This is a genomic window from Micromonospora sicca, from assembly GCF_003172935.1.
GTDB lineage: Bacteria > Actinomycetota > Actinomycetes > Mycobacteriales > Micromonosporaceae > Micromonospora > Micromonospora sicca.
This window is the reverse complement of the sequence record NZ_QGKS01000256.1, coordinates 13,284-36,070: the sequence shown is the minus strand read 5'-3', so window position 1 is coordinate 36,070 and position 22,787 is coordinate 13,284. Positions and strand designations below refer to the sequence as shown.

The following is a 22,787-nucleotide window of genomic DNA, read 5'->3' as shown; positions in this document are numbered from 1 at the left end:
GTCGCGTTCCTGGCGCTCCAGCGAGTCGGACTCATCTTTCGATACCGATATCCGCAGGTAGAGTGAGCAGGTTTTCGGGGGTGTTGGCATGGCCCGGACGGTACCATTGTGCTGGGACAATTCCCCGACTACAGCAGCTACCCGGCCACCTGAGTCACCCCGGACATGGGCAGGGCCCCCGCACCGGGGGCCCTGCCGTTTCACCGCCTCCGCACCGGAGGTCGGCCGTTCCGCCGGCGCGGGGCGCACCGCCCGACGCCGGCGCTCCCTTCAGCTCACGCGGACCGGGCCGGCACGCCGGCCACCAGCGGCACCGTCGCGGTCAGCAGCGACCCGTCCCGCTCCACCGGGGCCGGGCGGCCCAGCCGGGCCAGGGTCCGCAGCATCGGCGCGTTCTCCGCCTGGACGAGCAGCACCACGGCCACGTACCCGGCCCGCTCGGCGTGCCCGACCAGGCGGCGCAGCAGCGCCGTGCCGATGCCCCGCCGCTGCCAGTCGTCCCGGACCAGCAGCGCCGCCTCGGCCTCGTCCCCCTCCGCGAGGAGGTTCGCCATCGCGACGACCGACTCCGCCTCCCCGCCGGAGCCGGCGCGGGTCGCGAGGAGGGTGATCCCCCGCGCCGGTTCGAGCAGCCGGCGCAGCCGGGACGCCGGCGGGCACGGGGCGCCACCCAGGTACCGGCGCTGCCGGCTGCGCGCCGAGCAGGCCCGGTGCAGCTCCACCACACCCGGCAGGTCGTCCCCGGTCGCCGGCCGGACCGACAGCTCCGTCCCGTCGGGCAGGAGCAGGGTGACCTGGTCCGCCGCCCGGCGGGCCACCGTGCCGGCCAGCTCGACGAGCGTCTGCGCCCGGGCGTACTCGGCCGGGGTGAAGCGGGGCGCGGCCCGGCGCAGCTCGAACGACCCGCCGGCCGGGTCGGCGAGCAGCATCGTCGCCGCGCCGATCCCGGGCCGGGCGCCGACCGGCACCGGACGCCAGGTCACCGCGTCCGCGCCGAGCAGGGTGCGCAGCGCCTCCCCGGTCGCGTCCGGGTCGCGGACCAGCCGGGTGGCCAGGCCGAGCACCCGGGTGGGCTGGTCGGCCAGGCCGCGCGCCTCGCTGCGCGCCACCCAGCAGTCCCGACCCCGCCCCCGCTCGACCGCGGCCAGCAGGTCCGCCTCGGTCAGCTGGTCGGGCGCGTCGACGAGAAAGTCGTCGACGGCGCCCACCTCGGTGGTGTGCACCTGCACGGTGAGGATGTTGACCCCGCGCAGCGCGAGGCTCGCCGTGAGCACCGACAGGTAGCCGGGCCGGTCGTCCACGGTGGCTCGGATCCGCCATAGCGTCATGTCTGCTCCCTTCCTCACCACAAGACCCTGCCGCCCAGCTGTTGCGCTGCCGTTGCCCGACGGTGACAGGCCCGGACCGGTCAGGTGACGCTGGTCACCGGCGGAGCGCCGACCAGGTCGAGGCGGTCGCCGAGGATCACCGCGCTGGCCCGGACCAGCTGGGCCAGCCGGTCCACCTCGGTGGAGTGGAACGCGGCGGCCGCGAGGGGCTCGATGCGGTCGCGCGCCACCACCAGCACCAGGCCGGCGCGCCCGAACGGCGCGACCGCGTAGTGGTCGCCGGCCGCGGTGGTCATCGCGCGGGCCCGCAGCGGGGTCACCTCCGGCAGCCGCGGCGGTTCCGGCGCCCGCCAGCTCGCGTGCCCCACCGTCGCCTCGCCGGCCGCGCCGCTGCGCGAGGCCCAGTCCAGCGGTACGACGGCGGCCACCGCCCAGTCGGCGGCGAGCAGCCCGGGCACCGCGTCCACCAGGGTGGCCACCCCGTCGGCCGGGTTCGCGGCGACCTGGGCGAGTAGTTCGGCGTCCTGCCCGGTGGTGGTGGGCGCGCCGATCGCCCGCCACACCCCGTCCACCTTGACGCCGGGGATCGCGGCCAGGCCGGCGAGGAGGCGTTCCACCCGCGCCGCCCCCGGCCAGACCACCGTGAAGTCGTCGACCGCCCGGCCGCCGAGCCGCTCCAGCACCACCACCTGGACGATGTCGGCGCCGGACACGCCGAGTGTGCGGGCCACCTGGCCGAGCGTCCCGGGTCGGTCCGGCAGGGTCACCCGAACTCTCAGCAACATGTCTGGTCCCTCCGCGTCGGCGGGCCGACCGTGGCGGCCGGCAGGCTGGGCACCAGCCTGCCGGTTGACCATTTCGCCCCTGTTGCAGCGGCATGTCCCGGCGGAAAATCCGACCTTGACAAGAAAGCTGAGCTGCCATCAACTATCCGGATGACCGAACCGGCCGTCGACCCTGCCCAGACCCCGACCGGCTCGGCGGCCGACCGGTCCCCGAAGGGCCTCGACCTCGACCGGCTCACCGCGTACCTGGCCGAACGGCGGCCGGAGCTCACCGCCGGGCCGCTGTCGGCGCGGCTGATCGCCGGCGGCAAGTCCAACCTGACGTACCTGGTGCACGCCGGCGGGCGCGAACTGGTGCTGCGCCGGCCCCCGCTCGGGCACGTGCTGGCCACCGCGCACGACATGGCCCGCGAGCACCGGGTGATCTCGGCGCTGGCGCCGACCGAGGTCCCCGTCCCGGAGGCGCTGCTGCTCTGCGCCGACGACGCGGTGATCGGCGCGCCGTTCTACCTGATGCAGAAGGTCGACGGGCAGGTCTACCGGACCCGGGCGCAGACCGACCCACTCACCGACGGGCAGCGGCACGACCTGGCGATGGCGATGATGGACACCCTCGCCGCGCTGCACATGGTCGAGCCGGCCGCCGTGGGGCTGGCCGACTTCGGTCGCCCCGAGGGCTACCTGGGGCGGCAGGTACGCCGCTGGGCCGGCCAGCTCGACCGCTCCCGCAGCCGCGAGCTGCCCGGCATCGACGAGCTGCGCGACGCGCTCGCCGACACCGTGCCGGAGGGCGCCAACGCGGGACGGATCGTGCACGGCGACTACCGGCTGGACAACCTCCTCGCCGCCGTCGACCCTGTCACGGTCCGGGCGGTCCTGGACTGGGAGATGGCCACCCTCGGCGATCCCCTCGCGGACCTGGGGCTGCTGCTGACGTACTGGAGCGTGCTGGGCGACAGCGAGCTGGCCGAGGGCAACCCGGTGGCCGACGGGATCGGCCCGCGCGCCGGCTTCCCCACCGGGGACGAGCTGATCGACCGGTACGCCGGCCGCAGCGACGTCGACGTGGGCCCGCTGCACTGGCATGTGGCGCTCGGCTGTTTCAAGCTCGCGGTGATCTGCGAGGGGATCCACTACCGGCACACCCTCGGGCAGACGCTCGGTGGCGGGTTCGACCGGATCGGCGACATGGTGGCCCCGCTGGTCGAGCACGGCCTGCGCGCGGTCAGGGAGAAGTGACGGACCTTCGTCCCGTCCGGCCCGCCCGCAGGTTCGCCTCTCCTCGCCGTCCGGGGGTCCGACGCGACCGCTGACTGCCTTTGGCGCTGATGTCGCAGACGATTCAGCCGTGCGCCGGGGGCCATTAGGCGGAGGCGCGGTGGATGAGTTTCGTGTCGAGGAGGACGTGGGGGCTCGGGACCTCGTCGCCGCGGATGCGGGAGACCAGCAGGCGGGCCATCTGCCGGCCCATCTCCTCGACCGGTTGGAAGACGGTGGTCAGCGGGGGTTCGGCCTGCCGGGCGATGGGCGCGTCGTCGAAGCCGACCACCGCCACGTCCTCGGGCACCCGGCGACCGGCCTCGCGGAGCGTGCGCAGGGCGCCGAAGGCCATCAGGTCGGAGGCGGCGAAGACGGCGTCCAGGTCGGGGCAGACCTCCAGCAGCCGCCGCATGCAGGCGGTGCCGCTGCCCTCGCTGAAGTCCCCGTACGCGATCAGGTCCTCGTCCACGCGGGCGCCCGCGGCCCGGACGGCCTCCCGGTAGCCGGACAACCGGGCCAGGCCGGCGCCCATGTCCTGCGGCCCGGCGATGGTGGCGATGCGTCGCCGCCCCCGCGCGAAGAGGTGCTCCACCGCCTGCCGGGCGCCCCCGACGTTGTCCATGTCGACGAACCAGGCCGGCTGGGCGTCGGGATGCAGCATCCGGGCCGGCCGACCGCCGAGCACGGTGGGCAGGCCCCGCTCCTCCAGCAGGGCGGGCAGCGGGTCGGAGTCGTGCAGCGAGAGCAGCAGAACCCCGTCGACGTGCTGGTTGGTCAGATGGTGCTCGACCCGTTCCCGCTCGATCGGCGACTGCACCATGGCCAGCCAGAGCTGCATCGGCGTCTCCAGCAGCCCGGAGCTGACGCCCCGGACGATGCCGGCGAAGAACGGCTCGGTGAAGACCCGCTCGCCGGACTCGGAGACCACCAGCGCCACCGAGTCGGTCCGCTGGGTCACCAACGCCCGGGCGGCGCGGTTCGGCACGTACCCCAGCTCGGCGATCGCCTGTTGGACCGCGGCGCGGGCCTCCGGGCTGACCTGGGGCGAGCCGTTGACCACGCGGGAGACCGTGCCGCGCCCCACGCCGGCGCGGGCCGCGACCGCGTCGAGGGTCGGGCGCCCGAGCGACCGGGTGCGCTGCGTTGTCATCGTGTGCTCCTCCGACGTCGGACGGGCCCGGCACCGGTTGAGGCGTCGGTGCCGGGCCGCCCGCTACTGGCGTGACCTGGAGCCTATTGTGCGGCCAGGCCGTTCCGTCGGATCACCTCGGCGTACCACCTGGCGCTGGACTTGGGGATCCGCACCTGGCTGTCATAGTCGACGTGGACCATGCCGAAGCGCTTGGTGTACCCCCACGCCCACTCGAAGTTGTCCATCAGTGACCAGGCGAAGTAGCCCTTCAGGGGCACCCCGGCGCTGATCGCGGCGTGCGCCGCGCGCAGGTGCGCGTCGAAGTACGCCAGCCGGTCCGGGTCGTCGACCTGGCCGTCGACCACCGCGTCGACGAAGGCCGAGCCGTTCTCGGTGACGTAGAGCGGCAGGTCGGTGTAGTCGCGGTGCACCCGCTCCAGGGTCTCGACCAGGCCGGGAGCGTCGATCTCCCAGTCCATGTCGGTGACCGGGACGCCCCGGGTGACGAACCGGACGTCCTCGCTGCCCGGCCAGCACGACGGCGACCGCCAGTACGCCTCCGGCTCCGCCCCGGGGACCGGGGCAGCGACGACGTGCCGGCTGTAGTAGTTGATCCCCACCACGTCCAGCGGGCTGGAGATGATCGTCAGGTCGCCGTCCCGGACGTGCCCGAAGTCGCTGACCTGGCGCAGGTCGGCCGTCAGGTCCGCCGGGTACGCCCCGCCCAGCACGGGGTCGAGGAAGAACCGGTTCGCCAACCCGTCGATCCGCCGCGCGGCGTCGACGTCCCCGGCCGCGTCGCTGGCCGGGGTGACCGGGTACAGGTTGAGCGTGATGCCGAGCTGCGCCTGCGGCCGGGACGCCCGCAGCGCCTGCACCGCGAGGCCGTGGCCGAGCATCAGGTGGTGCCCGGCCCGGACCGCGTCGCCGCCGTCGGAGCGGCCCGGCGCGTGCACACCGGAGCCGTAGCCGAGGAACGCCGAGCACCACGGCTCGTTGAGCGTCGTCCAGTACTTCACCCGGTCGCCGAGGGCGTCCGCGACGAGCTGGGCGTAGTCGGCGAACCGGGCGGCGGTGTCCCGGGCCGGCCAGCCGCCGGCGTCCTCCAGCGGCTGCGGCAGGTCCCAGTGGTAGAGGGTCAGCCACGGCTCGATGCCGTGGCCCAGCAGCTCGTCGACCAGCCGGCGGTAGAAGTCCAAGCCCTCCTGGTTCGCCGCGCCGGTGCCGCCGGGCTGCACCCGCGGCCAGGACACCGAGAACCGGTACGACTTCAGCCCCAGCTCGGCCATCAGCCGGACGTCGTCGGGCATCCGGTGGTAGTGGTCGCAGGCCACGTCCCCGGTGTGCCCCGCCACCGTCCGGCCCGCCGTGTGGCTGAAGGTGTCCCAGATCGACGGGGTACGGCCGCCCTCGGCCGCCGCGCCCTCGATCTGGTACGCGGCGGTGGCCGCGCCCCAGAGGAAACCGGGCGGGAAGGTGAGTTCCGGACCCTGGTCGAGGACGCCGACGGCGGGCGGGCTGGCTGGGTTGCTCACGACTTGACGGCGCCTTCCATGATTCCGCCGATGATCTGGCGGCCGAACAGAACGAACACGATGAACAGGGGCAGGGTGGCGATCAACGTACCGGCGAAGATCTGCGAGTTGTCGGCGAAGTAGGCGGTGTTGAGGCTGCGCAGGGAGATCTGGACGGTCGGGTTGGCCGGGAGGCGACCGCGATGGCCGCGAACCGGCGGCGACGGATTGGGACGCTCATCCGAGACCCCTCTTTCGCTGGTGAGGCTGGTGTCCTTGTGGTGGGGGGTGCTGTGTGGTGGGGGGTGCTGTGCAGCGCCAGCCGCCGGCCGAACGGGCCGGCGGACGGGGACCGGAACGCCACGGATGAGATCCGCGCCACTCGCGGGAGCGCTCCCACGAGCGTCGCCGGGAGGTGTCAGGAGTGTCAATAGACACTATGGGAGCGTTCCCAGATCGTTACCGCCCCGATCGACGCGCGGCGGTATCAACCGGGTAGGAGAACCCGGATCAGCAGAGGCGGCGCAGCAGGGTGGTCGCGCGGGCGGCGTCGAAGGCGTCCGGGTCGAAGCCGGCGCCGGCCCACTCCCGCATCGCCAGGTGCTCGGGATGGGCCGGATCGGTCAGCGCGGCCAGCAGGACGGCGTACCCCGACGGGCCGCCGACGTCCTCCGGCGGGCAGGCCCGCTCCCCCTGCGGACACGACGGGTACCGCACGTCCGGGTCGGCCGTGCACACGTCCTCCACCAGCAGGTCGTGCTCCCACCAGTCGCCGAAGTCGTACGTGTAGTGGAACCGGCTGCCCTTGCCGACCACCGCGTCCAGCCGGACGTCCAACTCGTCGCGGACCGCCAGCTCGCCGTCCGGGTCCGGCTCGCCGTACTGGAGCCCGTCGATCTCGAACGAGTGCAGGTGACAGTCCCGCCACCCCATGGCGTGCTGCACCACCCGGTGCACCCGATCCAGGGTGTACCCACCCGGGACGAGGACCCGCCGCCACACCGGCGGCCGGACCCCGGCCAGGAAGATCGTGAGCTGGAAGATCTGACGCGGCATCGGTGTCCCATCCTCCCTCGGCATAGGCTGCCAGCATGATCTGCCGAGCGTGCCGAGAGCGACGGCACGACGACTGTCCGGGCCGGAAGTGGTGCGACTGCCAGCACCGTACCCCCCGACCCGCCCCTCCGGTCACCGGTCCGGCCAGCGAATGAGCGACAGCACGGCGATTTCCCGGGTCTGGCCCGCACCGGCCACCGGGCCACTGACCGACCCCGAGCTGGCCGCGCTCTACGGCCGCGCCGGTCGACCACACCTGCGGGTCAACTTCGTGACCAGCGCCGACGGCGCGGTCACCCTGGACGGCTACTCCGAAGGGCTCTCCGGCGAGCCGGACAAGCGGGTCTTCGGGCTGCTCCGGATGCTCTGCGACGGCCTCGTCGTGGCCGCCGGCACGCTCCGGCACGAGGGCTACCGGGCGGTCCGGCTGAGCGAACCGCGCCGCGCCTGGCGCCGGGAGCACGGCCTGGTCGAGTACCCGACGCTCGTGGTGGTCTCCGGCTCGCTCGACCTCGACCCGGCCCAGGCCGCGTTCGCCGACGCGCCGGTCCGGCCGCTCGTGCTCACCCGCGACGCCGCCGAGCCGCCGCCGGGGCTCACCGAGGTCGCCGACCTGGTCCGCTGCGGCGCGGACCGGGTGGACCTCGGCGCCGGCCTGGCCGAGCTGCGCCGGCGCGGGCTCGACCAGCTGCTCTGCGAAGGCGGCCCGCACCTGTTCGGCGCGCTCACCGCCGCCGACCTGGTCGACGAGCTCTGCCTCACCGTCGCGCCGCTGCTGGCCGGGGCCGGCCCCGGCCGGATCACCGCCGGGGACGCCGGCGCGCCCCGTCGGCTGCCGCTGCGGCACGTGCTCGCCGCCGCCGACGGGACGCTCATGCTGCGCTACGCCGGGGACCCGGAGGACGCGCCCCCGGCCGGTGCCGCGCCGGCCGCCTGAGGCGCGTCCCGGGCCGGACCACCGACAGGTTCGCCCGGCCCAGGCGGGAGCGCGTCCGGCAGCCCGAACACCGGGAAGTGCGTCACCGCCACGAACGACGTGATCTCCGCGATCCGCGCGCCCCGCAGCGTCAGCACGTCGATCGACCACGGCAGGTGCGGGCCGGTCCCGCCCCGGCGCAGGTACGACCCGACCGCGGGCTGGCCGTTCGCGCTGGTCGGCAGGTGCCGCCAGCTCCCGCACCGGGTCAGCGGCACCTCGCGGGCGAAGTCGGCGACCGCGTCGAGGCCCCGGTACCAGTGCGGCATCGGCGGCATCGACCAGGTGACGTCCTCGGTGAGCAGGGCGATCAGGGCGTCGGCGTCGCCGTTCTCCAGCGCCGTGGCGTACCCGGTGACGATCTCCCGCAGGCGGGCGTCGTCGAGCTTGCGCAGGGTCCGCTGCTGACTGGCGGCGGGGACCCGCTCGGCCAGGACCCGGCGGGCCCGCGCGAGCGCCGAGTTCACCGACGTGGTGGAGGTGTCCATCATGGCCGCGATCTCCGCGGCGGAGAAGCCGAGGACGTCGAAGAGCAGCAGCGCCGCCCGCTGGTTGCCGGCCAGGTGCTGCAACGCGGCGACGAAGGCCAGCTCGACCGCCTCGCGCTGCTCGTAGCGTACGTCCGGGGCGGCCGGACCGGCGGCGAGGCCGGCATCCGGATACGGCCCGAGCCAGGCGACGTGGTGGCCGGACGGTTGTCCGGCACCGCGCGTTCACTCGCCGGGCCGAGGTCGACGGGCAGGGCCCGGCGGCGGCGACCCGCGAGGATGTCCAGGCAGGTACGGGTCGCCACCGTGTACAGCCACGAGCGCAGCGAACCGCGTCCCGCGAAGCCCGGCAGCCCCCGCCAGGCCCGCAGCAGGGCGTCCTGGAGGGCGTCGTCCGCGTCGTGGGTGGAACCGAGCATCCGGTAGCAGTGGGCGTGCAGTTCCCGGCGCAGCGGTGCGACCAGCGCGGTGAAGGCGGCCTGGTCGGCCGCGCCCGCCGCCCCCTTCCGGGAAGTCACGCTCACAGCGACGATTCTGCCCCAGGACGGGAGTCTGCATGGTGAACGCCATCGCCACGACCGGGAGGACCCCGATGAGCAGCATCTCCGCCGAGCATGTCACCGCCGCGACCCTGGAGGTCCCGGACGGGCGCCTCTACTACGAGGTACGCGGGCAGGGACCGCTGGTGGCCCTGGTCGCCGCCCCGATGGACGCCGGCGCCTTCGCACCGCTGGCCGACCTGCTGGCCGTGGCGCACACCGTGCTGACCACCGACCCACGAGGCATCAACCGCAGCGTCCTGCACGACCCCCACCAGGACTCGACCCCACAGCTGCGCGCCGACGACGTGGCCCGGCTCCTCGCCCACCTCGACGCCGGCCCGGCCGCGGTCCTCGGCTCCAGCGGCGGCGCGGTGACCGTCCTCGCCCTCGCCGAGGCCCACCCCGAGCAGGTGCACACGGTCATCGCGCACGAGCCGCCGCTGCTCGGCCTGCTGGCCGACCGCGCGGAACTCCTGGCCCGGGAGGAGGACATGATCGCCACCTACCGGTCGGGGGACCGGCTCGGCGCCGGGCGCAAGTTCCTCGCCAACGCGAACATCGAGCTGCCCGAGGAGATGATCCAGGCCATGTTCGGCGGCGAACCCGAGCCGCGGGCGGCCGCCGACGAGCACTTCCAGTACGTCCACATGATCCGGGGGACGACCCGGTTCCGGCCCGACGTCGCCGCCCTGCGCGACGGTGCCACCCGCGTCGTCGTCGGCCTCGGCGAGCAGTCGACCGGTCAGATCTGCGACCGCACCTCGCGGGCACTGGCCGCGGCGCTGGGCGGCACCCCCACGATGTTCCCCGGCGGGCACATCGGCTTCGTCGAGGACCCGCCGGCCTTCGCCGCCCGGCTGCGCGAGGTCCTCGCCGACCACTGAGACGCAGCACGACGACGGGCGCGGGCACCGGCGTAGTCGGGGTTCACCGGGGCGGACGGTCGCCGAACCCGCCCGCACCCGCCCCTTCGGCCCCATAGCCTGGGACGATGCGGTTCACATGGGCGGGCGACAGCGGCGCGGCCGGGGCCGGCCGTCCCCTGCTGGCCAGCGGCCTACTGGCCGGCGCCGGCCTGGTGGACGTGCTGTCGGTCTGGCCGTACACGGCGCGCAACCTGTTCACGGTCGAGACCGGTCAGGGCGTGTACCAGGTCAACATCACCGGCTGGGCGTGGCTGCACGTCGCGGTCGGCGCCGCGGTGACGCTCGCCGGCCTGCTGGCGTTGACCGGTCGACGCGGGACCGTTCCGCTCGCCGTCTGCTCCGCCACGGCGGCGATCGGCATCGACCTGCTGTTCCTGCCGTACGCGCCGATCCAGGCCGTCCTGGTGGTCGCACTCGACCTGGCGGCTGTCCGACTGCTGCTCCGCCACCGGCGCGCCGTCCCCGGTCGCACGCCGACCCCGCCCGGGCCGGATCGGCTCAGCGCGCCTCGCAGACCCGGCCGGTCCTCGCCGGGTCCCCCTCCCGGCTCGCCGACCACACCGGGTTGAGCGACAGCGCCAACGGCGGCGCCTGCCAGGCGGCACCCAGCCGCTGGAGCAGGCCGTACTCCCGGCGGGGCTGCTCCACCCGCTCGCCGGCCAGGAACGCGATCACCCGGTCCTCCACCATCCGCTGGCCGATCAGGCCGCCATGGAACGCGGGCTGCTGGTAGACCGGGATGCGGCTGTACTCCCCAGGCGGAGCCTCGGCGGCGCTGACCGTGGGCAGGAAGGCGATCATCCGGACGCCCGGCACCGGGCAGAGGGTGCGGTTGCGGTAGAACGGCGCGTCGATCAGCACCGATCGCACGAACGGCTCGTCGGGGTCGTCCTTCACCGGTTGCGGCCGGCCCGCCAGCCAGAACAGGGCGCGCAGCTCCCAGCCCGTCGCGACCCCCCAGCCCTCGTGCCCCGGGGGCGGGTAGTAGGTGCGCCCGGCCTGGACCAGCGGGCTGAACATCACCGCCGCGGTCACCGGGCCAGGGGGCAACTTCTCCAGGTAGGTCCGGACCACCATGGAGCCCTCGCTCTGCCCGACCAGGGCCACCGGCCGGCCGGTACGCCGGTGCAGCGCGTCCACCTGGGCGGCGAGCAGGACGCTGCTGGAGTCGAGCGACCGGTGGGTGGCCGCCGGCGGGTACGGCAGGGGCCGACCACGCGCGTCCAGCCCCGCGTAGGAGAAGCGCTCGACCCGCGGGTCGGCGGGTGCTTCCCCCTCCCAGGCCGAGTCGTGCCCGTCGAGGACGATCACCGCGTGGTTGACCCGGTCGGGCAGCCGTTCGGTGAGGACCGGCGGCCGCCACACCCCCGGTCCGGGGGCGGCGATCCCGATCAGCGACTGGGCCCAGACCGCCCCGGCCATGGTGAGGACGATGGCGATGGGGGCAACCGGCGCCCGTCGCCAGCGCATCCGGGCCGGCAGCGCCGCGTCGGCCACGGTCCGTTGCCAGAGCAGCCCGTTCGCCACGCCGGCCAGGCCGGCGACCCCGACCGCCCACCAGCCGGGGGTGGTGGAGATCAGCGCGCCCGCCAGGGTCAGCAGCACGAAGTTCAGCGCCGACCAGCCGAACAGCTCGATCGTCGGCAACCCCCGCCACCAGCCGGCAACCACCCCGGCCCGGACGAGGAAGGGGGCGAGCACCAGCATCGGGCCCAGCGAGGCGAACAGGTACCAGGAGAGCGCCACCGCGGAGAAGGCGACGGAGAGCGCGGCCCAGGGGGAGATCACCACCGCGGCCAGCGCCGCGACCTCCAGGTTGCGCCGCACCAGCCAACCCCAGGCGGGGCGCGGCGTACCGGCCGGCCAGGCCAGCGCGGTCAGCCCGGCGGAGAGGAGTCCCCGGGCCAACGTGATGCCGAGCAGCCCGAGCACGAACGTGAGCCACGAGTCGTGGTAGACCAGCAGCCAGCGCAGGTCGTGGTACGAGTCGTACGGCCAGACGGCCGTGACCTGCGGGGCGAGTCCCCGGGCGGCGTGCAGCGGGACGGCGGCCAGCGCCGCCTGCTCGACCACCGGCGGCAGCCCGGCGAGGACGAGCAGCGCCACCACCCGGCCCCGTCTCGATCCCACGTCCGCTCCCCGCTTCCCCCGGTCCCTTGCAGGATCTCGCGGATCATGCCCGGCCGGGGCGGGAATCGCGCCACCCCGACACGCGGTGTGGTTGACCGACCCCGTTGCGCGAGGGCGCGGAGGACCTCGGGTGGCGTCCGCCGCGTCGCGTGGCAACCTGTCGCATCCCTCGGGCAGGATGCAGGTCGTGCCCCGCGACCGAGACGACCAGCTGACCGGAGTCCGCCGATGACCGACGACCTGCTCGACGGCTCCGGCGAGGGGGTCGGCCGGGTGCTCGGCACCGCCGACGCCACCCCGCTGACGTTCTGGACCGCCGTCGCCCCCGGCAGCTACCTCCAGCTCGACGACGTCGTGGTGACTCGCCGCGAGCTGCCCGACCGCGAGCCGGTGACCATCGCCGGCGTGGTCACCCAGGTCCGCGCCCGGCACGAGGGGGCGCAGTTCGACTCCGACGTCTTCGCCATCGCCGACGGCACCCTGCCGGCCCAGGTGCAGGAGGCCGCGGAGATCACCACCACCCGGGTCGACCCCGAGTTCTACGTGCCACCCACGCCGGGTGCGGTGGTGCACCGGGCCGAGGGCGACGCCCGGGCCCGGGCGCTGCACTTCGACCGGATGGAACGGCGCATCCCGATGGGCATGGGCCGCGACGGCGTGCCGGTCTACCTCAACGCCGACTTCCTCGACGGCACCCGGGGCGCGCACATCTCCATCTCCGGCATCTCCGGGGTGGCCACCAAGACCAGCTTCGCGACCTTCCTGCTCTACTCGGTCTTCCGCTCCGGGGTGCTGGGCGGCGACGCGGTCAACGCCAAGGCGCTGATCTTCAACGTCAAGGGCGAGGATCTGCTCTTCCTCGACCACCCCAACACCCGGCTCGACGACGCCACCCGAGCCGGGTACGCGAAGCTCGGGCTGGACGCCGGCGCGTTCCCCGACGTGCGCGTGTACGCCCCGCCCCGGGTCGGCGACTCCTCCGGCACGCCGGACGTGAGCAGCCGGCTCACCGGCGTGGACAGCTTCTACTGGACGCTCGCCGAGTTCTGTGCGGACCGGCTCCTGCCGTACGTCTTCGCCGACGCCGACGACGAGCGCCAGCAGTACACGATGGTGGTCCACTCGGTCGCCGCCCACCTGGCCCGGTACGCCCAGCCCGCCGACGGCGGGGTCAGCCTGGACGGGGTCCGGCTGGGGTCGTACGCGGACCTGGTCGACCACATCGTCGAGCAGCTCAACGACGACGAGACCCGGTCCGAGTGGGCGGGCAGCGCGGTCGGGCTCGGCACCGTCAACGCGTTCGCCCGCCGGCTGATCGGCAGCAAGAAGGACCTGGGCCGACTGATCCGGGGCGACCTGGCCACCCGCCGCCCGCACAGCATCAACACCGCCGAGAGCGCCCAGGTCACCGTCGTCGACCTGCACAACCTCCCCGACCGGGCGCAGCGCTTCGTGGTCGGCGTGACGCTGAAGAGTGAGTTCGAGCGCAAGGAGAAGGCCGGCACCGCCAAGCCGCTGCTCTTCGTCGTCCTCGACGAGCTGAACAAGTACGCCCCCCGCGAGGGCTCCTCCCCGATCAAGGAGGTGCTGCTGGACATCGCCGAGCGGGGCCGCTCGCTCGGGGTGATCCTGGTCGGCGCCCAGCAGACCGCCAGCGAGGTGGAGCGCCGGATCGTCACCAACTCGGCGATCCGGGTGGTCGGCCGGCTCGACCCGGCCGAGGCGTCCCGCCCCGAGTACGGCTTCCTCCCGCCGGCCCAGCGGCAGCGGGCCCTGCTGGCCAGGCCGGGCACCATGTTCGTCAACCAGCCGGACATCCCGGTTCCGCTGTGCCTGGAGTTCCCCTTCCCGGCCTGGGCGACCCGGGTCTCCGAGGCCGGCCGGGCCCCGTCGGAGACGCTGCGCTCGATCACCCAGTCCGCCGACCCGTTCGCCGTGGTCGGCTCCGGCGCCACCACCGACGACGACATCCCGTTCTGAGGTGACCAAGCCATGAAGATCCTGCACACCTCCGACTGGCACGTCGGCAAGGTCCTCAAGGGACAGTCCCGGGCCGAGGAGCACAAGCAGGTGCTGGCCCAGGTGATCGAGATCGCCCGGGCCGAGCGTCCCGACCTGGTCATCGTGGCCGGCGACCTGTACGACACCGCGGCGCCCAGCCCCGATGCGACCCGGCTGGTGACCCGGGCGCTGACCGCGCTGCGGCGCACCGGCGCGGACGTGGTGGCCATCGGCGGCAACCACGACAACGGGCCGGCCCTCGACGCGCTGCGCCCCTGGGCCGAGGCGGCCGGCATCACCCTGCGCGGCGGCGTCCGGGACAATCCGGCCGAGCACATCATCGACGGCGTCACCGCCGACGGGGAGCGCTGGCAGCTCGCCGCGCTGCCCTTCCTGTCCCAGCGGTACGCGGTCCGCGCCGTGGAGATGTACGATCTGACCGCTGCCGAAGCCAACCAGACGTACGCCGACCACCTCGGCCGGGTCCTCGCCCGGCTCACCGAGGGCTTCACCGAGCCCGACCGGGTGCACCTGGTCACCGCCCACCTGACCGTGGTGGGGGCGAGCACCGGTGGCGGCGAGCGGGACGCGCACACCGTCCTCGGCTACGCCGTGCCGGCCAGCGTCTTCCCGGGCACCGCGCACTACGTGGCGCTCGGCCACCTGCACCGCTCCCAGCGGGTCATCGGCCCCTGCCCGGTCCGCTACAGCGGCAGCCCCCTCGCCGTCGACTTCGGCGAGCAGGAGAACGTCGGCTCGGTGACCGTGGTCGAGGTGACCGCCCGGACCGCCGCCCAGATCCGGGAGGTGCCGGTGCCGGGGGCGACCCCGCTGCGCACCGTGCGGGGCACCCTGGCTCAGCTCGCCGAGATCGAGGCGCCGGAGGGCTGGCTGCGGGTGTACGTCCGCGAGCAGCCCCGCGCCGGGCTGCGCGAGGAGGTGCAGGAGCTGCTCCCCCGCGCGCTGGAGATCCGGATCGACCCGGAGCTGGTCCCGGCGCCGGGCAGCGGCACCCGCACCGCCCAGCGGGCCGGCCGGTCGCCGCGCGAGCTCTTCGCCGACTACCTGGGCAGCCGAGGGCACGTCGACGAGGGCGTCCAGGAGCTCTTCGACGAGCTGCTCGAGGAGGTCGACTAGTTGTCGGCTCTCTCTGCTTTGAGGACATGCTGGCGGTCGTGCGCGCCTTTCGTGTCTGCCGTGTGGGTTGCGACGCTACGTGAAGGAACTCGAAAGGGGCGGATCTGACCGTGGGGGGCGAGCGGTGAAGGTCACCCGGATTGCTTACTCGGCGCGCCTGAACTCCGGTAAGTGCGCGGCGTTGTGGGAGCAGGCCCGTCGGTTGGGTCCGGTTCGCAGTGAGGTGTGGCAGCGTTACGGCTCGATTAGTGGAGTCGGGTCCGGCCTGAGGGACCGGCAGGTGCGGGACCGGTGGTTGGTCGACGGCACGCATGTGCGGTTCGGTGTGCTGGCGAATGCGTGGAAGGAAACGGTCCGCGACGCTATGGCCGACATCGCGACGAACCTGGCCTCGGCCAAGGTGCAGGTCCGCCGGGCGGTCTTCCGGCGCACGGGCGATCCTGGCGAGCGCAAGCGAATGCTGGCCGCGCTGGCGGCTGACCGGTGGGCTGGTGACCCGTTCCTGGCTCGACAGATGCGCAAGCACTGGAAGCGTGGCCGCAACCGCACGCACGATCAGATCGTGGTGCGCGCCGACCAGCACAACACCGCCACCGACGGGCGCGGCCGGTTGTGGCTGGCGGTTCCGGGTCTCCAACGCCGCCAGATGGTGAGAATCCCGCTGTCCACGACCGTCGCCCCGACTGGCACGCTGCGGCTGATCCTGCGTGGTGGTCGGGTCGAGGTGCACTACCAGATCGACGCGTCGCAGATGCGGTCGTCGCAGCGGCCGTGCGGCGACGCGACGGTCGGCGTCGACAAGGGGTACACCGAGGCCCTGACCGATTCCGATGGCGTTCGCCACGGCAGCCGCCTCGGCGAGTTGCTGACCAGCGAGTCGGACCGTTTGAAGGAACGTAACCGGCGTCGGGCGAAGCTGCGCTCCATAGCGAACACCGCCGCCTTGCGTGGTGACCACGCGAAGGCACGTCGGATCACGGTCAACAATCTCGGGACGGTCAAGCGGGACCGACAGGCCGCCCGCCACCGTGCCCGGGTGCGCACGGAGATCTTCACCGCCGCGCACCGGGTCGTCGACAAGGCCGCCACCGTGGTCGCCGAAGACCTCACCAAGAGCTTCGCCGGACGCAAGACGCTCGGCCGCAACGTCAACCGGCGCCTCGCCGCGTGGACCAAAGGGGCCACCGCCGAGGCCCTCACAAGCGTGTCGGAGCGCAGAGGTTCTGCGCTCGTGCACGTCAACGCCGCCTACACCTCACAAGCCTGTCACCGCTGCGGCCGGCTCGGCCGACGCCACGGGGACCGGCTTCACTGCACCTCGTGCGGGGTGGTGTGGCAGGCCGACGTGAACGCCGCGATCAACATCCTGCAGCGAGCAGGCGACCCCGACATCGCCCTGCACACCCCGCACCACGCAGTGAGGCAGATCCTGCAGGACAGGACCGATCGCCACCGGACCAGACTGCCGGTCCAGGACTCCAACTCGGCCACCATCGAGCGGAGAGCGAACCATCCGAACCGCTCAGCAATGAGCAACAGTAGGAAGCAGGTCGACCGCTGATGCGACCGATCCGGCTGGACATGGCGGGCTTCACCGTCTTCCGCGAGGAGACCACCGTCGACTTCACCGACGCCGACTTCTTCGCCCTGGTCGGGCCGACCGGCTCCGGGAAGTCCACGGTGCTCGACGCGATCTGCTTCGCCCTCTACGGGACCGTGCCCCGCTGGGGCGGCACCCGGGGCCTGGCCAACGCGCTCGCCCCGTCGGCCACCGAGGCCCGGGTCCGGCTGGTCTTCGAGTCCGCCGGCGACCGGTACGTCGCCACCCGGGTGGTCCGCCGGGACGGCCGGGGGGCGGTCAAGACCGCCAACGCCGGGTTGCAGCTCATGCCCGCCGGTTTCGACGTGACCAAGCTCGACACCGGGCTCAGCCCGGACGATCTCGGCGAGGTGGTCGCCGGCACCCCCGCCGAGATGGAGGACGCGGTGCTGGCGGCGGTCGGGCTGCCGTACGAGCAGTTCACCTCCTGCGTGGTGCTGCCGCAGGGCCAGTTCGCCGACTTCCTGCACGCCAAGCCCGCCACCCGGCAGCAGATCCTGGTCAACCTGCTCGGCCTCGGCGTCTACGAGGAGGTGCAGAAGCGGGCCACCGAACGCGCCGCGCAGGCCGAGGCGAAGCTGGAGGCCGTGGACCGGATGCTCGCCGGGCTCGCCGCCGTCGACGACGAGACGGTGGCCGGGGCGCAGGCGCAGGTCGACCGGATGCGGAAGCTGGCCGGGGCGGTGGCGGTGGCCGTACCGGAGCTGGAGGGGGCGCGGGCCACGGCGCGGGAGGTGGCGGCGGCGCTGGCCGCGCTCGACGCGGAGCTGACGGTGCTGGCCGGGGTGCGGGCGCCGGACGGCATCGCCGAGCTGGCCCGCGCGGTGACCACGGCGCGGGCCGCGGCCGACGAGGCGGTCGCGGCGGTGGCGCTCGCCGAGGAGCGGGAGGAGAAGCTCCGCGGCGAGCTGACCGCGGCGGGCGACGAGAGCGCACTGCGCCTGCTGCTGAAGGCGCACGCCGACCGGGACCGGCTGACCGCCGAGGCGGACACGGTCCGGGCGGCGGTGACCGCGGCGCAGGCCGAACACGACGCGGCGGCGCAGGCCCTGGCCGAGGCGCGGGCCGCGGCCGAGCGGGCGGACGCGGAGCTGGAGGCGGCGTTCCGGGCGCACGAGGAGGCGAAGGCCACCGACCAGGCCGTGGCCCTGCGGGCCCACCTGGTGGACGGCGCGCCCTGCCCGGTCTGCGAGCAGGTGGTGTCCCGGGTGCCGGTGGTGCCGGCCGGCTCGGCGGTGGCCCGGGCCACCGCCGCGGGAAAGGCGGCCCGGGCCGCCAGCGAGGCGGCGAAGCGGACCGTGCAGGAGCGCGACGCGGCCGCCCGCGACCTGGACCGGGTGCTGCTGCGCGCCCGCGCCGAGCACGACCAGCTGCGGGCCCGGCTGGCCGAGCTGGACGCCCAGCTCACCGACGCCGCCGCGCCGGCCGCGCTGCGGGCGGCCCTGGACGAGCAGACCCGGCTGCGCCGGGCGCTGGAGGAGGCGGCGACCGCGGTACGGGCCGGCCGGGACGCCGCCCGGCGGGCGCGGGGCGCGCTGGACGGCGCCGAGGAGCGGCTGCGCCGGACGTGGCGCGACTTCGACACGGCCCGGGACCGGCTCGCCCGGTTCGGCCCGCCGGCCGCCGACCGGGACGACGTGGCCGCCGCCTGGGCCGCCCTGGCCGGGTGGGCCGGCGGGGAGGCCGACCGGCGGCGGGCCGACCGCGGCGGACTGGTCGACTCGGTCGCCGCGGCCCAGGCGGCGGCGACCGAGGTGGCGGAGCGGATCGCCGCCCTGTTCACCGCCGCCGGTCTGGCCGTCGCCGACGACCCGGGGCGGGCCGCCGCGGTGGCGGTGGAGCGCGCCGAGGCCGAGCTGCGGCGACTGGTGGAGCGGCGCGAGCAGGCCGCCGAGCTGGGCGAGCAGCGGGCCGGCCACGAGCGGGAGGCCCGGGTCGCCCGGGCCTTGGCCGGGCACCTGCGGGCCAACAACTTCGAGCGCTGGCTGCTGGCCGAGGCGTTGGACCTGCTGGTCGACGGCGCGTCGCGGATCCTGCGGGAGCTGTCCGGCGGCCAGTACGACCTGGTGCACGACAAGGGCGAGTTCTTCGTGGTCGACCACCACGACGCCGGGCTGCGCCGGGGGGTGCGCACCCTCTCCGGCGGGGAGACGTTCCAGGCCTCGCTGGCGCTGGCGCTGGCGCTCTCCGAGCAGCTCGCCGGGATGTCGACCACCGCGGCGAGCCTGGAGTCCATCGTCCTCGACGAGGGCTTCGGCACGCTGGACGCGGCCACCCTGGACACCGTCGCGGCGACCCTGGAGAGCCTGGCCGCCCGCGGCGACCGGATGGTCGGCGTGGTCACCCACGTGCCGGCCCTCGCGGAGCGGATCCCGGTCCGCTACGAGGTCCGCAAGGACGCCCGCACGGCCCGCGTCGAACGGACCGGCCTGTGAGCGCGAGGTGTGCGGCGCGGCGGAGTGGTCCGGTCGCGGACGAACGGGTGGCGGCCCGGTGAGCCGGCCCCGGTTCTTCGTCGACGCCTGGGACCCGGCGTACGGCGCCTCGTTCGAGGCGTCGGCGGGCGGCCCGGCGGCGCCGAGCAGCGCCCAGGTCGACCCGGACGTGGAGCTGTCGGCGACGGACTGGCGGGCGATCGGGGCCCGCCGGGACCTGCCCGCCCCGGACGTGGTGCTGCTCGTCGACGGGGTACGCCGGATCGACGCCAGTGTCTGGACGGCCGAGGACGACGGCGGGTCGTTCCCCGGCATCGCCGCCTCGTACGCGGCCGGGGTGGTCCGCTGCGACCTGGAGCGCGGCGCGGCGGAGCTGGCCGGCGCCCGGGTCGGCCGGGGCCTCTTCACCGCCAGTCCGTCCGCCCAGGACGTCCTGGCCGGCCGGATCCACTACCCGGTGCACCGCGTCGGCGGCACCGGTGAGCTGAGCAAGCTCCCGGCGGCGGTGCAGGGCCCGCTGACCGCGCTGGAGGTGGCGGTCTCCGACGCCGCCCGGGTCGACGGTGACCTGCTGGTGGTGGACGGTCCACTGCGCAGCCGCCGGCAGCTGCCGCGCACCCTGGGCTACATCAAGACCCAGCACAGCCAGTACCTCGACGCCCGGCTGACCGCGGTGGTGACCGGGCTCGCCCCGGGCCAGCGCTCCCCGGTGTTCCGGCTCGGCACCGCCTGGGGCGGTTACTCGTGGTACCTGCGGCTGCCGGTGGCCGCGGGCGCGCCCTGGGCCGGCATCGTGCGGATGGAGTGCTCGGCGGAGCTGAGTCCGGCCGAGGCGATCGGCCTGGCCGACCTCTCCCTGGTCACCCTGCCCCGGTTCGCCTCCACCCCGTACAAGGACCCGCGCGCCCCGCAGAACCTCGTCCCCATCGCCGGGCTGGAGCGTCGACTGCGCGGGCTGCTGGGCGACGCCCGCCTGCTGCGCCGGGTGCTGACCGCGGCGGCCCGCGGGATCCGGCGCTGATGGGCCGCCGACGCGACGCCGACCGGGTGGTCGAGCAGGTCGACACCGGGCAGGCCGAGCTGCTGCCGGACCCGGACCGGGCGGGCTCGTGGACGCTGCTGCTCGACGGCGCCCCGCAGTCCCATGTGGACCTCACCGACCCGACCCACCTGGAGTTCGAGTACGTCCGGCGGCTGGCCGCCGCGCTGGACCTGATCGCCCCGCCCGGCGCCCCGCTGCGGGTGCTGCACCTCGGCGGCGGCGCGCTGACCCTCCCCCGGTACGTCACCGCGACCCGGCCCGGCTCGACCCAGCGGGTGTCCGAGGTGGACGGCGCCCTGGTGGAGCTGGTGCGGCGGGCGTTGCCCTGGCCGACCGATCCCCGGCTGCGGGTCCGGGTGGCCGACGCCCGGTCCACCCTGACCGCCAGCCGGGACGCCAGCTACGACGTGGTGGTCGCGGACGTCTTCGCCGGCGCCCGCACCCCGGCCCACCTGACCTCGGTGGAGTACGCCGCCGAGGTGGCCCGGGTGCTCCGGCCGGACGGCTGGTACCTGGCCAACATCGCCGACGGCCCGCCGCTGCGGCACGCCCGGGCCCAGGTCGCCACGGTCCGTTCGGTGCTGCCCCGGGCCTGCCTGGTCGGCGACGCGGCGGTGCTGCGCGGGCGGCGCTACGGCAACCTGGTGCTGGTGGCCGGCCGGGTCGAGCCCCCGGTGCCGGAGCTGACCCGGCGGGCGGCCGGCGACTGGTTCCCCGGCCGGGTGCTGGCCGGCGAGGAGCTGGACCGGTTCGCCGGCGGCGCCGGTGTGGTCCGCGACGCGGACGCCACCGCCTCCACCCCACCCCCGCCCGGAATTTTTTCCGTGCGCCGTTGATCCGCTGAGCGGGCCACTCCGTATCCACGGGCGGCCATGCCCGTGGGGGGCCGGCTGATGTCATTGGACACCCGGAGGTCTGCATGCATGCGGTGGCGGCCGGCTGGCACGGCGAGGTGGCGCGGCCCGAGTGGATGTTCGCCCGGGCGCAGCCCCAGTCGCGTGCGTCGAGTGCGGGCCGTGGGGTCGACGGGCGCCCCGCCGATCGCCAGAATGACCCGGTGACGCCACGACCGGCGCCCGGGCGCCACCAGGCGGCGTCCCCTGAGGCCAGTCATTCCGACCAGCTGATCCGGCTGCTCTACGCGGAGCACGCCGGCCCGCTGCTGATGTTCGTGATGCGGCTGACCGGCGGTGACCGGCAGCGGGCCGAGGACATCGTCCAGGAGACGCTGCTGCGCGCCTGGCGCAACGCGCACCGGCTGGGCACGCACGGCCAGGGGTCGCTGCGCCCCTGGCTGGTCACCGTGGCCCGGCGGATCGCCATCGACGAGCATCGCAGCGAGCAGGCCCGCCCGGCGGAGACGTACGACCGGGACCTGACCGCGTTCGCCGAGGCGGACAGCACGGACCGGGTACTGCGCACGATGACGGTCGCCGACGCGCTGCGTACCCTGAGCCAGTCCCACCGGGAGATCCTGGTGGCGACGTACTTCCGGGGCCGGACGGTGCCGGAGGCGGCCGAGGAGCTGGGCCTTCCGCTCGGCACCGCCAAGTCGCGCGTCTACTACGCGCTGCGCGCGCTGCGCACGGCTCTGCAGGAACGGGGGGTGACGGAATGAGCCGGGCAGACCACATGGACGTGGCCGCGTACGCGCTCGGCGTGCTCGATCAGCAGGACACCGAACGGTTCGAGGAGCACCTCGCCACGTGCTGGGCGTGCGCCGCGGAGCTGGAGACCATGGTCCCCGTGGTGGGGCTGCTCTCCGGCATCGACGGCGAGACGATGACCGCGCTGGAACAGACCCGGACCGACCCGGCCCTGCTGGACCGGACGCTGGTGGCGGTGCGGCTGCACCGCCGGCGTACCCGGGTCCGGCGGCTCCTCGCCACGGCGGCGGCGGTGGTGGTCTTCGGCGGCCTGAGCGGCGTCGGCGTCGCCGGCCTGACGGGCGGCGGCGACGGGGAGCGGATCCCGCAGGCCGAGCCGACCCTGACCACGCCGGTCACCGGCCCCCCGGCCGACCCGACGTCCGATCCAGGCGACCCGGGCACCGGCGGCAACGAGCAGGAGGGCGAGAAGCACAACGCCACTGATCCGGCCACCGGGGTGAAGACGACGATGTGGGTCGCCTCGAAGGAGTACGGCACCAAGATCGATCTTCAGCTGACCAGGCTGCCCGGGCCGCGCACCTGCCGGCTGGTGGTGATCCGGAAGAACGCCACCAGCGAGGTGGTTTCGACCTGGTCGGTGCCGGGCGGCGGCTACGGGACGAGCACGAATCAGCTCCCGTTGGAGCTGAGCGCGTCCACCTCGGCCGGGTTGCCGGACATCGAGAAGATCCAGGTGCAGTCGGTCGACGTGAACGGCATCGCCAGTCCGCTGGTGACGGTGGCCGACCTCTGATCCGCCCCGACAGCGGCGCCGGGCAGCGACAT

At 74.5% G+C, this 22,787-nt stretch carries 18 protein-coding genes and 3 pseudogenes; 12 read left to right on the top strand and 9 right to left on the bottom strand.

The window, feature by feature from the left end; translation table 11 throughout:
• Nucleotides 1-275 precede the first annotated feature (275 nt).
• Together DKT69_RS19670 and DKT69_RS19665 are read right to left on the bottom strand one after the other, a co-directional pair.
• Entirely contained in the window at nucleotides 276-1,328 is a 1,053-nt protein-coding gene (locus DKT69_RS19670; RefSeq protein ID WP_109802988.1) for a GNAT family N-acetyltransferase, read from the bottom strand.
• Between the two features lie 80 nt (nucleotides 1,329-1,408).
• Nucleotides 1,409-2,113, bottom strand: coding sequence for an ACT domain-containing protein (locus tag DKT69_RS19665; RefSeq protein WP_109802987.1), 705 nt, complete (start codon nucleotides 2,111-2,113; stop codon nucleotides 1,409-1,411).
• A gap of 150 nt (nucleotides 2,114-2,263) precedes the next feature.
• Here DKT69_RS19665 and DKT69_RS19660 point away from each other — a divergent pair, with 150 nt between their 5' ends.
• Nucleotides 2,264-3,352 (top strand): phosphotransferase family protein, encoded by a 1,089-nt coding sequence (locus DKT69_RS19660; RefSeq protein WP_109802986.1) that lies wholly within the window; start codon nucleotides 2,264-2,266, stop codon nucleotides 3,350-3,352.
• A 124-nt stretch (nucleotides 3,353-3,476) separates the two neighbouring features.
• Here the strand turns inward: DKT69_RS19660 and DKT69_RS19655 are convergent, their stop codons facing one another.
• The 4 genes and pseudogenes from DKT69_RS19655 to DKT69_RS19640 all read right to left on the bottom strand — a co-directional run bounded on the left by DKT69_RS19655 (nucleotide 3,477) and on the right by DKT69_RS19640 (nucleotide 7,075).
• Nucleotides 3,477-4,523, bottom strand: coding sequence for a LacI family DNA-binding transcriptional regulator (locus DKT69_RS19655; protein ID WP_109802985.1), 1,047 nt, complete (start codon nucleotides 4,521-4,523; stop codon nucleotides 3,477-3,479).
• Nucleotides 4,524-4,606: 83 nt separating this feature from the next.
• The gene (locus DKT69_RS19650; protein WP_109802984.1) at nucleotides 4,607-6,040 is read right to left on the bottom strand and encodes a GH1 family beta-glucosidase; all 1,434 of its coding nucleotides are present in this window, start codon (nucleotides 6,038-6,040) and stop codon (nucleotides 4,607-4,609) included.
• Nucleotides 6,037-6,210, bottom strand: a pseudogene (locus DKT69_RS19645) (carbohydrate ABC transporter permease); the annotation flags it as partial. The pseudogene DKT69_RS19645 and the gene DKT69_RS19650, both read right to left, overlap by 4 nt.
• Nucleotides 6,211-6,529: 319 nt before the next feature.
• Nucleotides 6,530-7,075: a plasmid pRiA4b ORF-3 family protein gene (locus DKT69_RS19640; RefSeq protein ID WP_109802983.1), complete on the bottom strand. Its 546-nt coding sequence runs from the start codon at nucleotides 7,073-7,075 to the stop codon at nucleotides 6,530-6,532.
• Between the two features lie 151 nt (nucleotides 7,076-7,226).
• Here DKT69_RS19640 and DKT69_RS19635 point away from each other — a divergent pair, with 151 nt between their 5' ends.
• On the top strand, nucleotides 7,227-8,012 hold the full coding sequence (locus tag DKT69_RS19635; RefSeq protein WP_109802982.1) for a pyrimidine reductase family protein: 786 nt from the start codon (nucleotides 7,227-7,229) through the stop codon (nucleotides 8,010-8,012).
• On the opposite strand, the pseudogene DKT69_RS19630 reads toward DKT69_RS19635, so the two are convergent.
• Together DKT69_RS19630 and DKT69_RS39955 are read right to left on the bottom strand one after the other, a co-directional pair.
• Nucleotides 7,958-8,677, bottom strand: a pseudogene (locus DKT69_RS19630) (RNA polymerase subunit sigma-70); the annotation flags it as partial. The gene DKT69_RS19635 and the pseudogene DKT69_RS19630 sit on opposite strands and share 55 nt — an antisense overlap.
• A gap of 179 nt (nucleotides 8,678-8,856) precedes the next feature.
• Nucleotides 8,857-8,958 (bottom strand): annotated as a pseudogene (locus tag DKT69_RS39955) (sigma factor); the annotation flags it as partial.
• Nucleotides 8,959-9,131: 173 nt separating this feature from the next.
• On the opposite strand from DKT69_RS39955, the gene DKT69_RS19625 reads away from it, so the two are divergent.
• Both DKT69_RS19625 and DKT69_RS19620 read left to right on the top strand, forming a co-directional pair.
• Nucleotides 9,132-9,965, top strand: a complete 834-nt coding sequence (locus DKT69_RS19625; protein WP_109803005.1) for an alpha/beta fold hydrolase — start codon at nucleotides 9,132-9,134, stop codon at nucleotides 9,963-9,965.
• 107 nt (nucleotides 9,966-10,072) lie between these two features.
• The gene (locus DKT69_RS19620) at nucleotides 10,073-10,576 is read left to right on the top strand and encodes a DUF7144 family membrane protein (RefSeq protein ID WP_109802981.1); all 504 of its coding nucleotides are present in this window, start codon (nucleotides 10,073-10,075) and stop codon (nucleotides 10,574-10,576) included.
• On the opposite strand, the gene DKT69_RS19615 is transcribed toward DKT69_RS19620, so the two are convergent.
• Nucleotides 10,506-12,137 carry a hypothetical protein gene (locus tag DKT69_RS19615; protein WP_109802980.1) on the bottom strand — a complete coding sequence of 544 codons (1,632 nt, stop codon included), beginning with the start codon at nucleotides 12,135-12,137 and terminating at the stop codon, nucleotides 10,506-10,508. The genes DKT69_RS19620 and DKT69_RS19615 overlap by 71 nt on opposite strands.
• 228 nt (nucleotides 12,138-12,365) lie before the next feature.
• Here DKT69_RS19615 and DKT69_RS19610 point away from each other — a divergent pair, with 228 nt between their 5' ends.
• The 8 genes from DKT69_RS19610 (at nucleotide 12,366) to DKT69_RS19575 (ending at nucleotide 22,755) form a co-directional block, all read left to right on the top strand.
• Complete coding sequence (locus tag DKT69_RS19610; RefSeq protein ID WP_109802979.1) at nucleotides 12,366-14,117, top strand: ATP-binding protein; 1,752 nt, start codon at nucleotides 12,366-12,368, stop codon at nucleotides 14,115-14,117.
• Between the two features lie 12 nt (nucleotides 14,118-14,129).
• Nucleotides 14,130-15,275 (top strand): exonuclease SbcCD subunit D, encoded by a 1,146-nt coding sequence (locus tag DKT69_RS19605; RefSeq protein ID WP_109802978.1) that lies wholly within the window; start codon nucleotides 14,130-14,132, stop codon nucleotides 15,273-15,275.
• A 124-nt stretch (nucleotides 15,276-15,399) separates the two neighbouring features.
• The gene (locus DKT69_RS19600) at nucleotides 15,400-16,836 is read left to right on the top strand and encodes an RNA-guided endonuclease TnpB family protein (RefSeq protein WP_109802977.1); all 1,437 of its coding nucleotides are present in this window, start codon (nucleotides 15,400-15,402) and stop codon (nucleotides 16,834-16,836) included.
• Complete coding sequence (locus DKT69_RS19595; RefSeq protein ID WP_109802976.1) at nucleotides 16,836-19,310, top strand: AAA family ATPase; 2,475 nt, start codon at nucleotides 16,836-16,838, stop codon at nucleotides 19,308-19,310. Before DKT69_RS19600 ends, DKT69_RS19595 begins: the two co-directional genes overlap by 1 nt.
• A gap of 58 nt (nucleotides 19,311-19,368) precedes the next feature.
• Nucleotides 19,369-20,331: a hypothetical protein gene (locus DKT69_RS19590; protein WP_109802975.1), complete on the top strand. Its 963-nt coding sequence runs from the start codon at nucleotides 19,369-19,371 to the stop codon at nucleotides 20,329-20,331.
• Entirely contained in the window at nucleotides 20,331-21,188 is an 858-nt protein-coding gene (locus DKT69_RS19585; protein ID WP_109802974.1) for a spermidine synthase, read from the top strand. Before DKT69_RS19590 ends, DKT69_RS19585 begins: the two co-directional genes overlap by 1 nt.
• Before the next feature lie 83 nt (nucleotides 21,189-21,271).
• The gene (locus DKT69_RS19580) at nucleotides 21,272-21,970 is read left to right on the top strand and encodes a sigma-70 family RNA polymerase sigma factor (RefSeq protein ID WP_109802973.1); all 699 of its coding nucleotides are present in this window, start codon (nucleotides 21,272-21,274) and stop codon (nucleotides 21,968-21,970) included.
• On the top strand, nucleotides 21,967-22,755 hold the full coding sequence (locus tag DKT69_RS19575) for an anti-sigma factor family protein (RefSeq protein WP_109802972.1): 789 nt from the start codon (nucleotides 21,967-21,969) through the stop codon (nucleotides 22,753-22,755). Before DKT69_RS19580 ends, DKT69_RS19575 begins: the two co-directional genes overlap by 4 nt.
• Nucleotides 22,756-22,787: the final 32 nt, after the last annotated feature.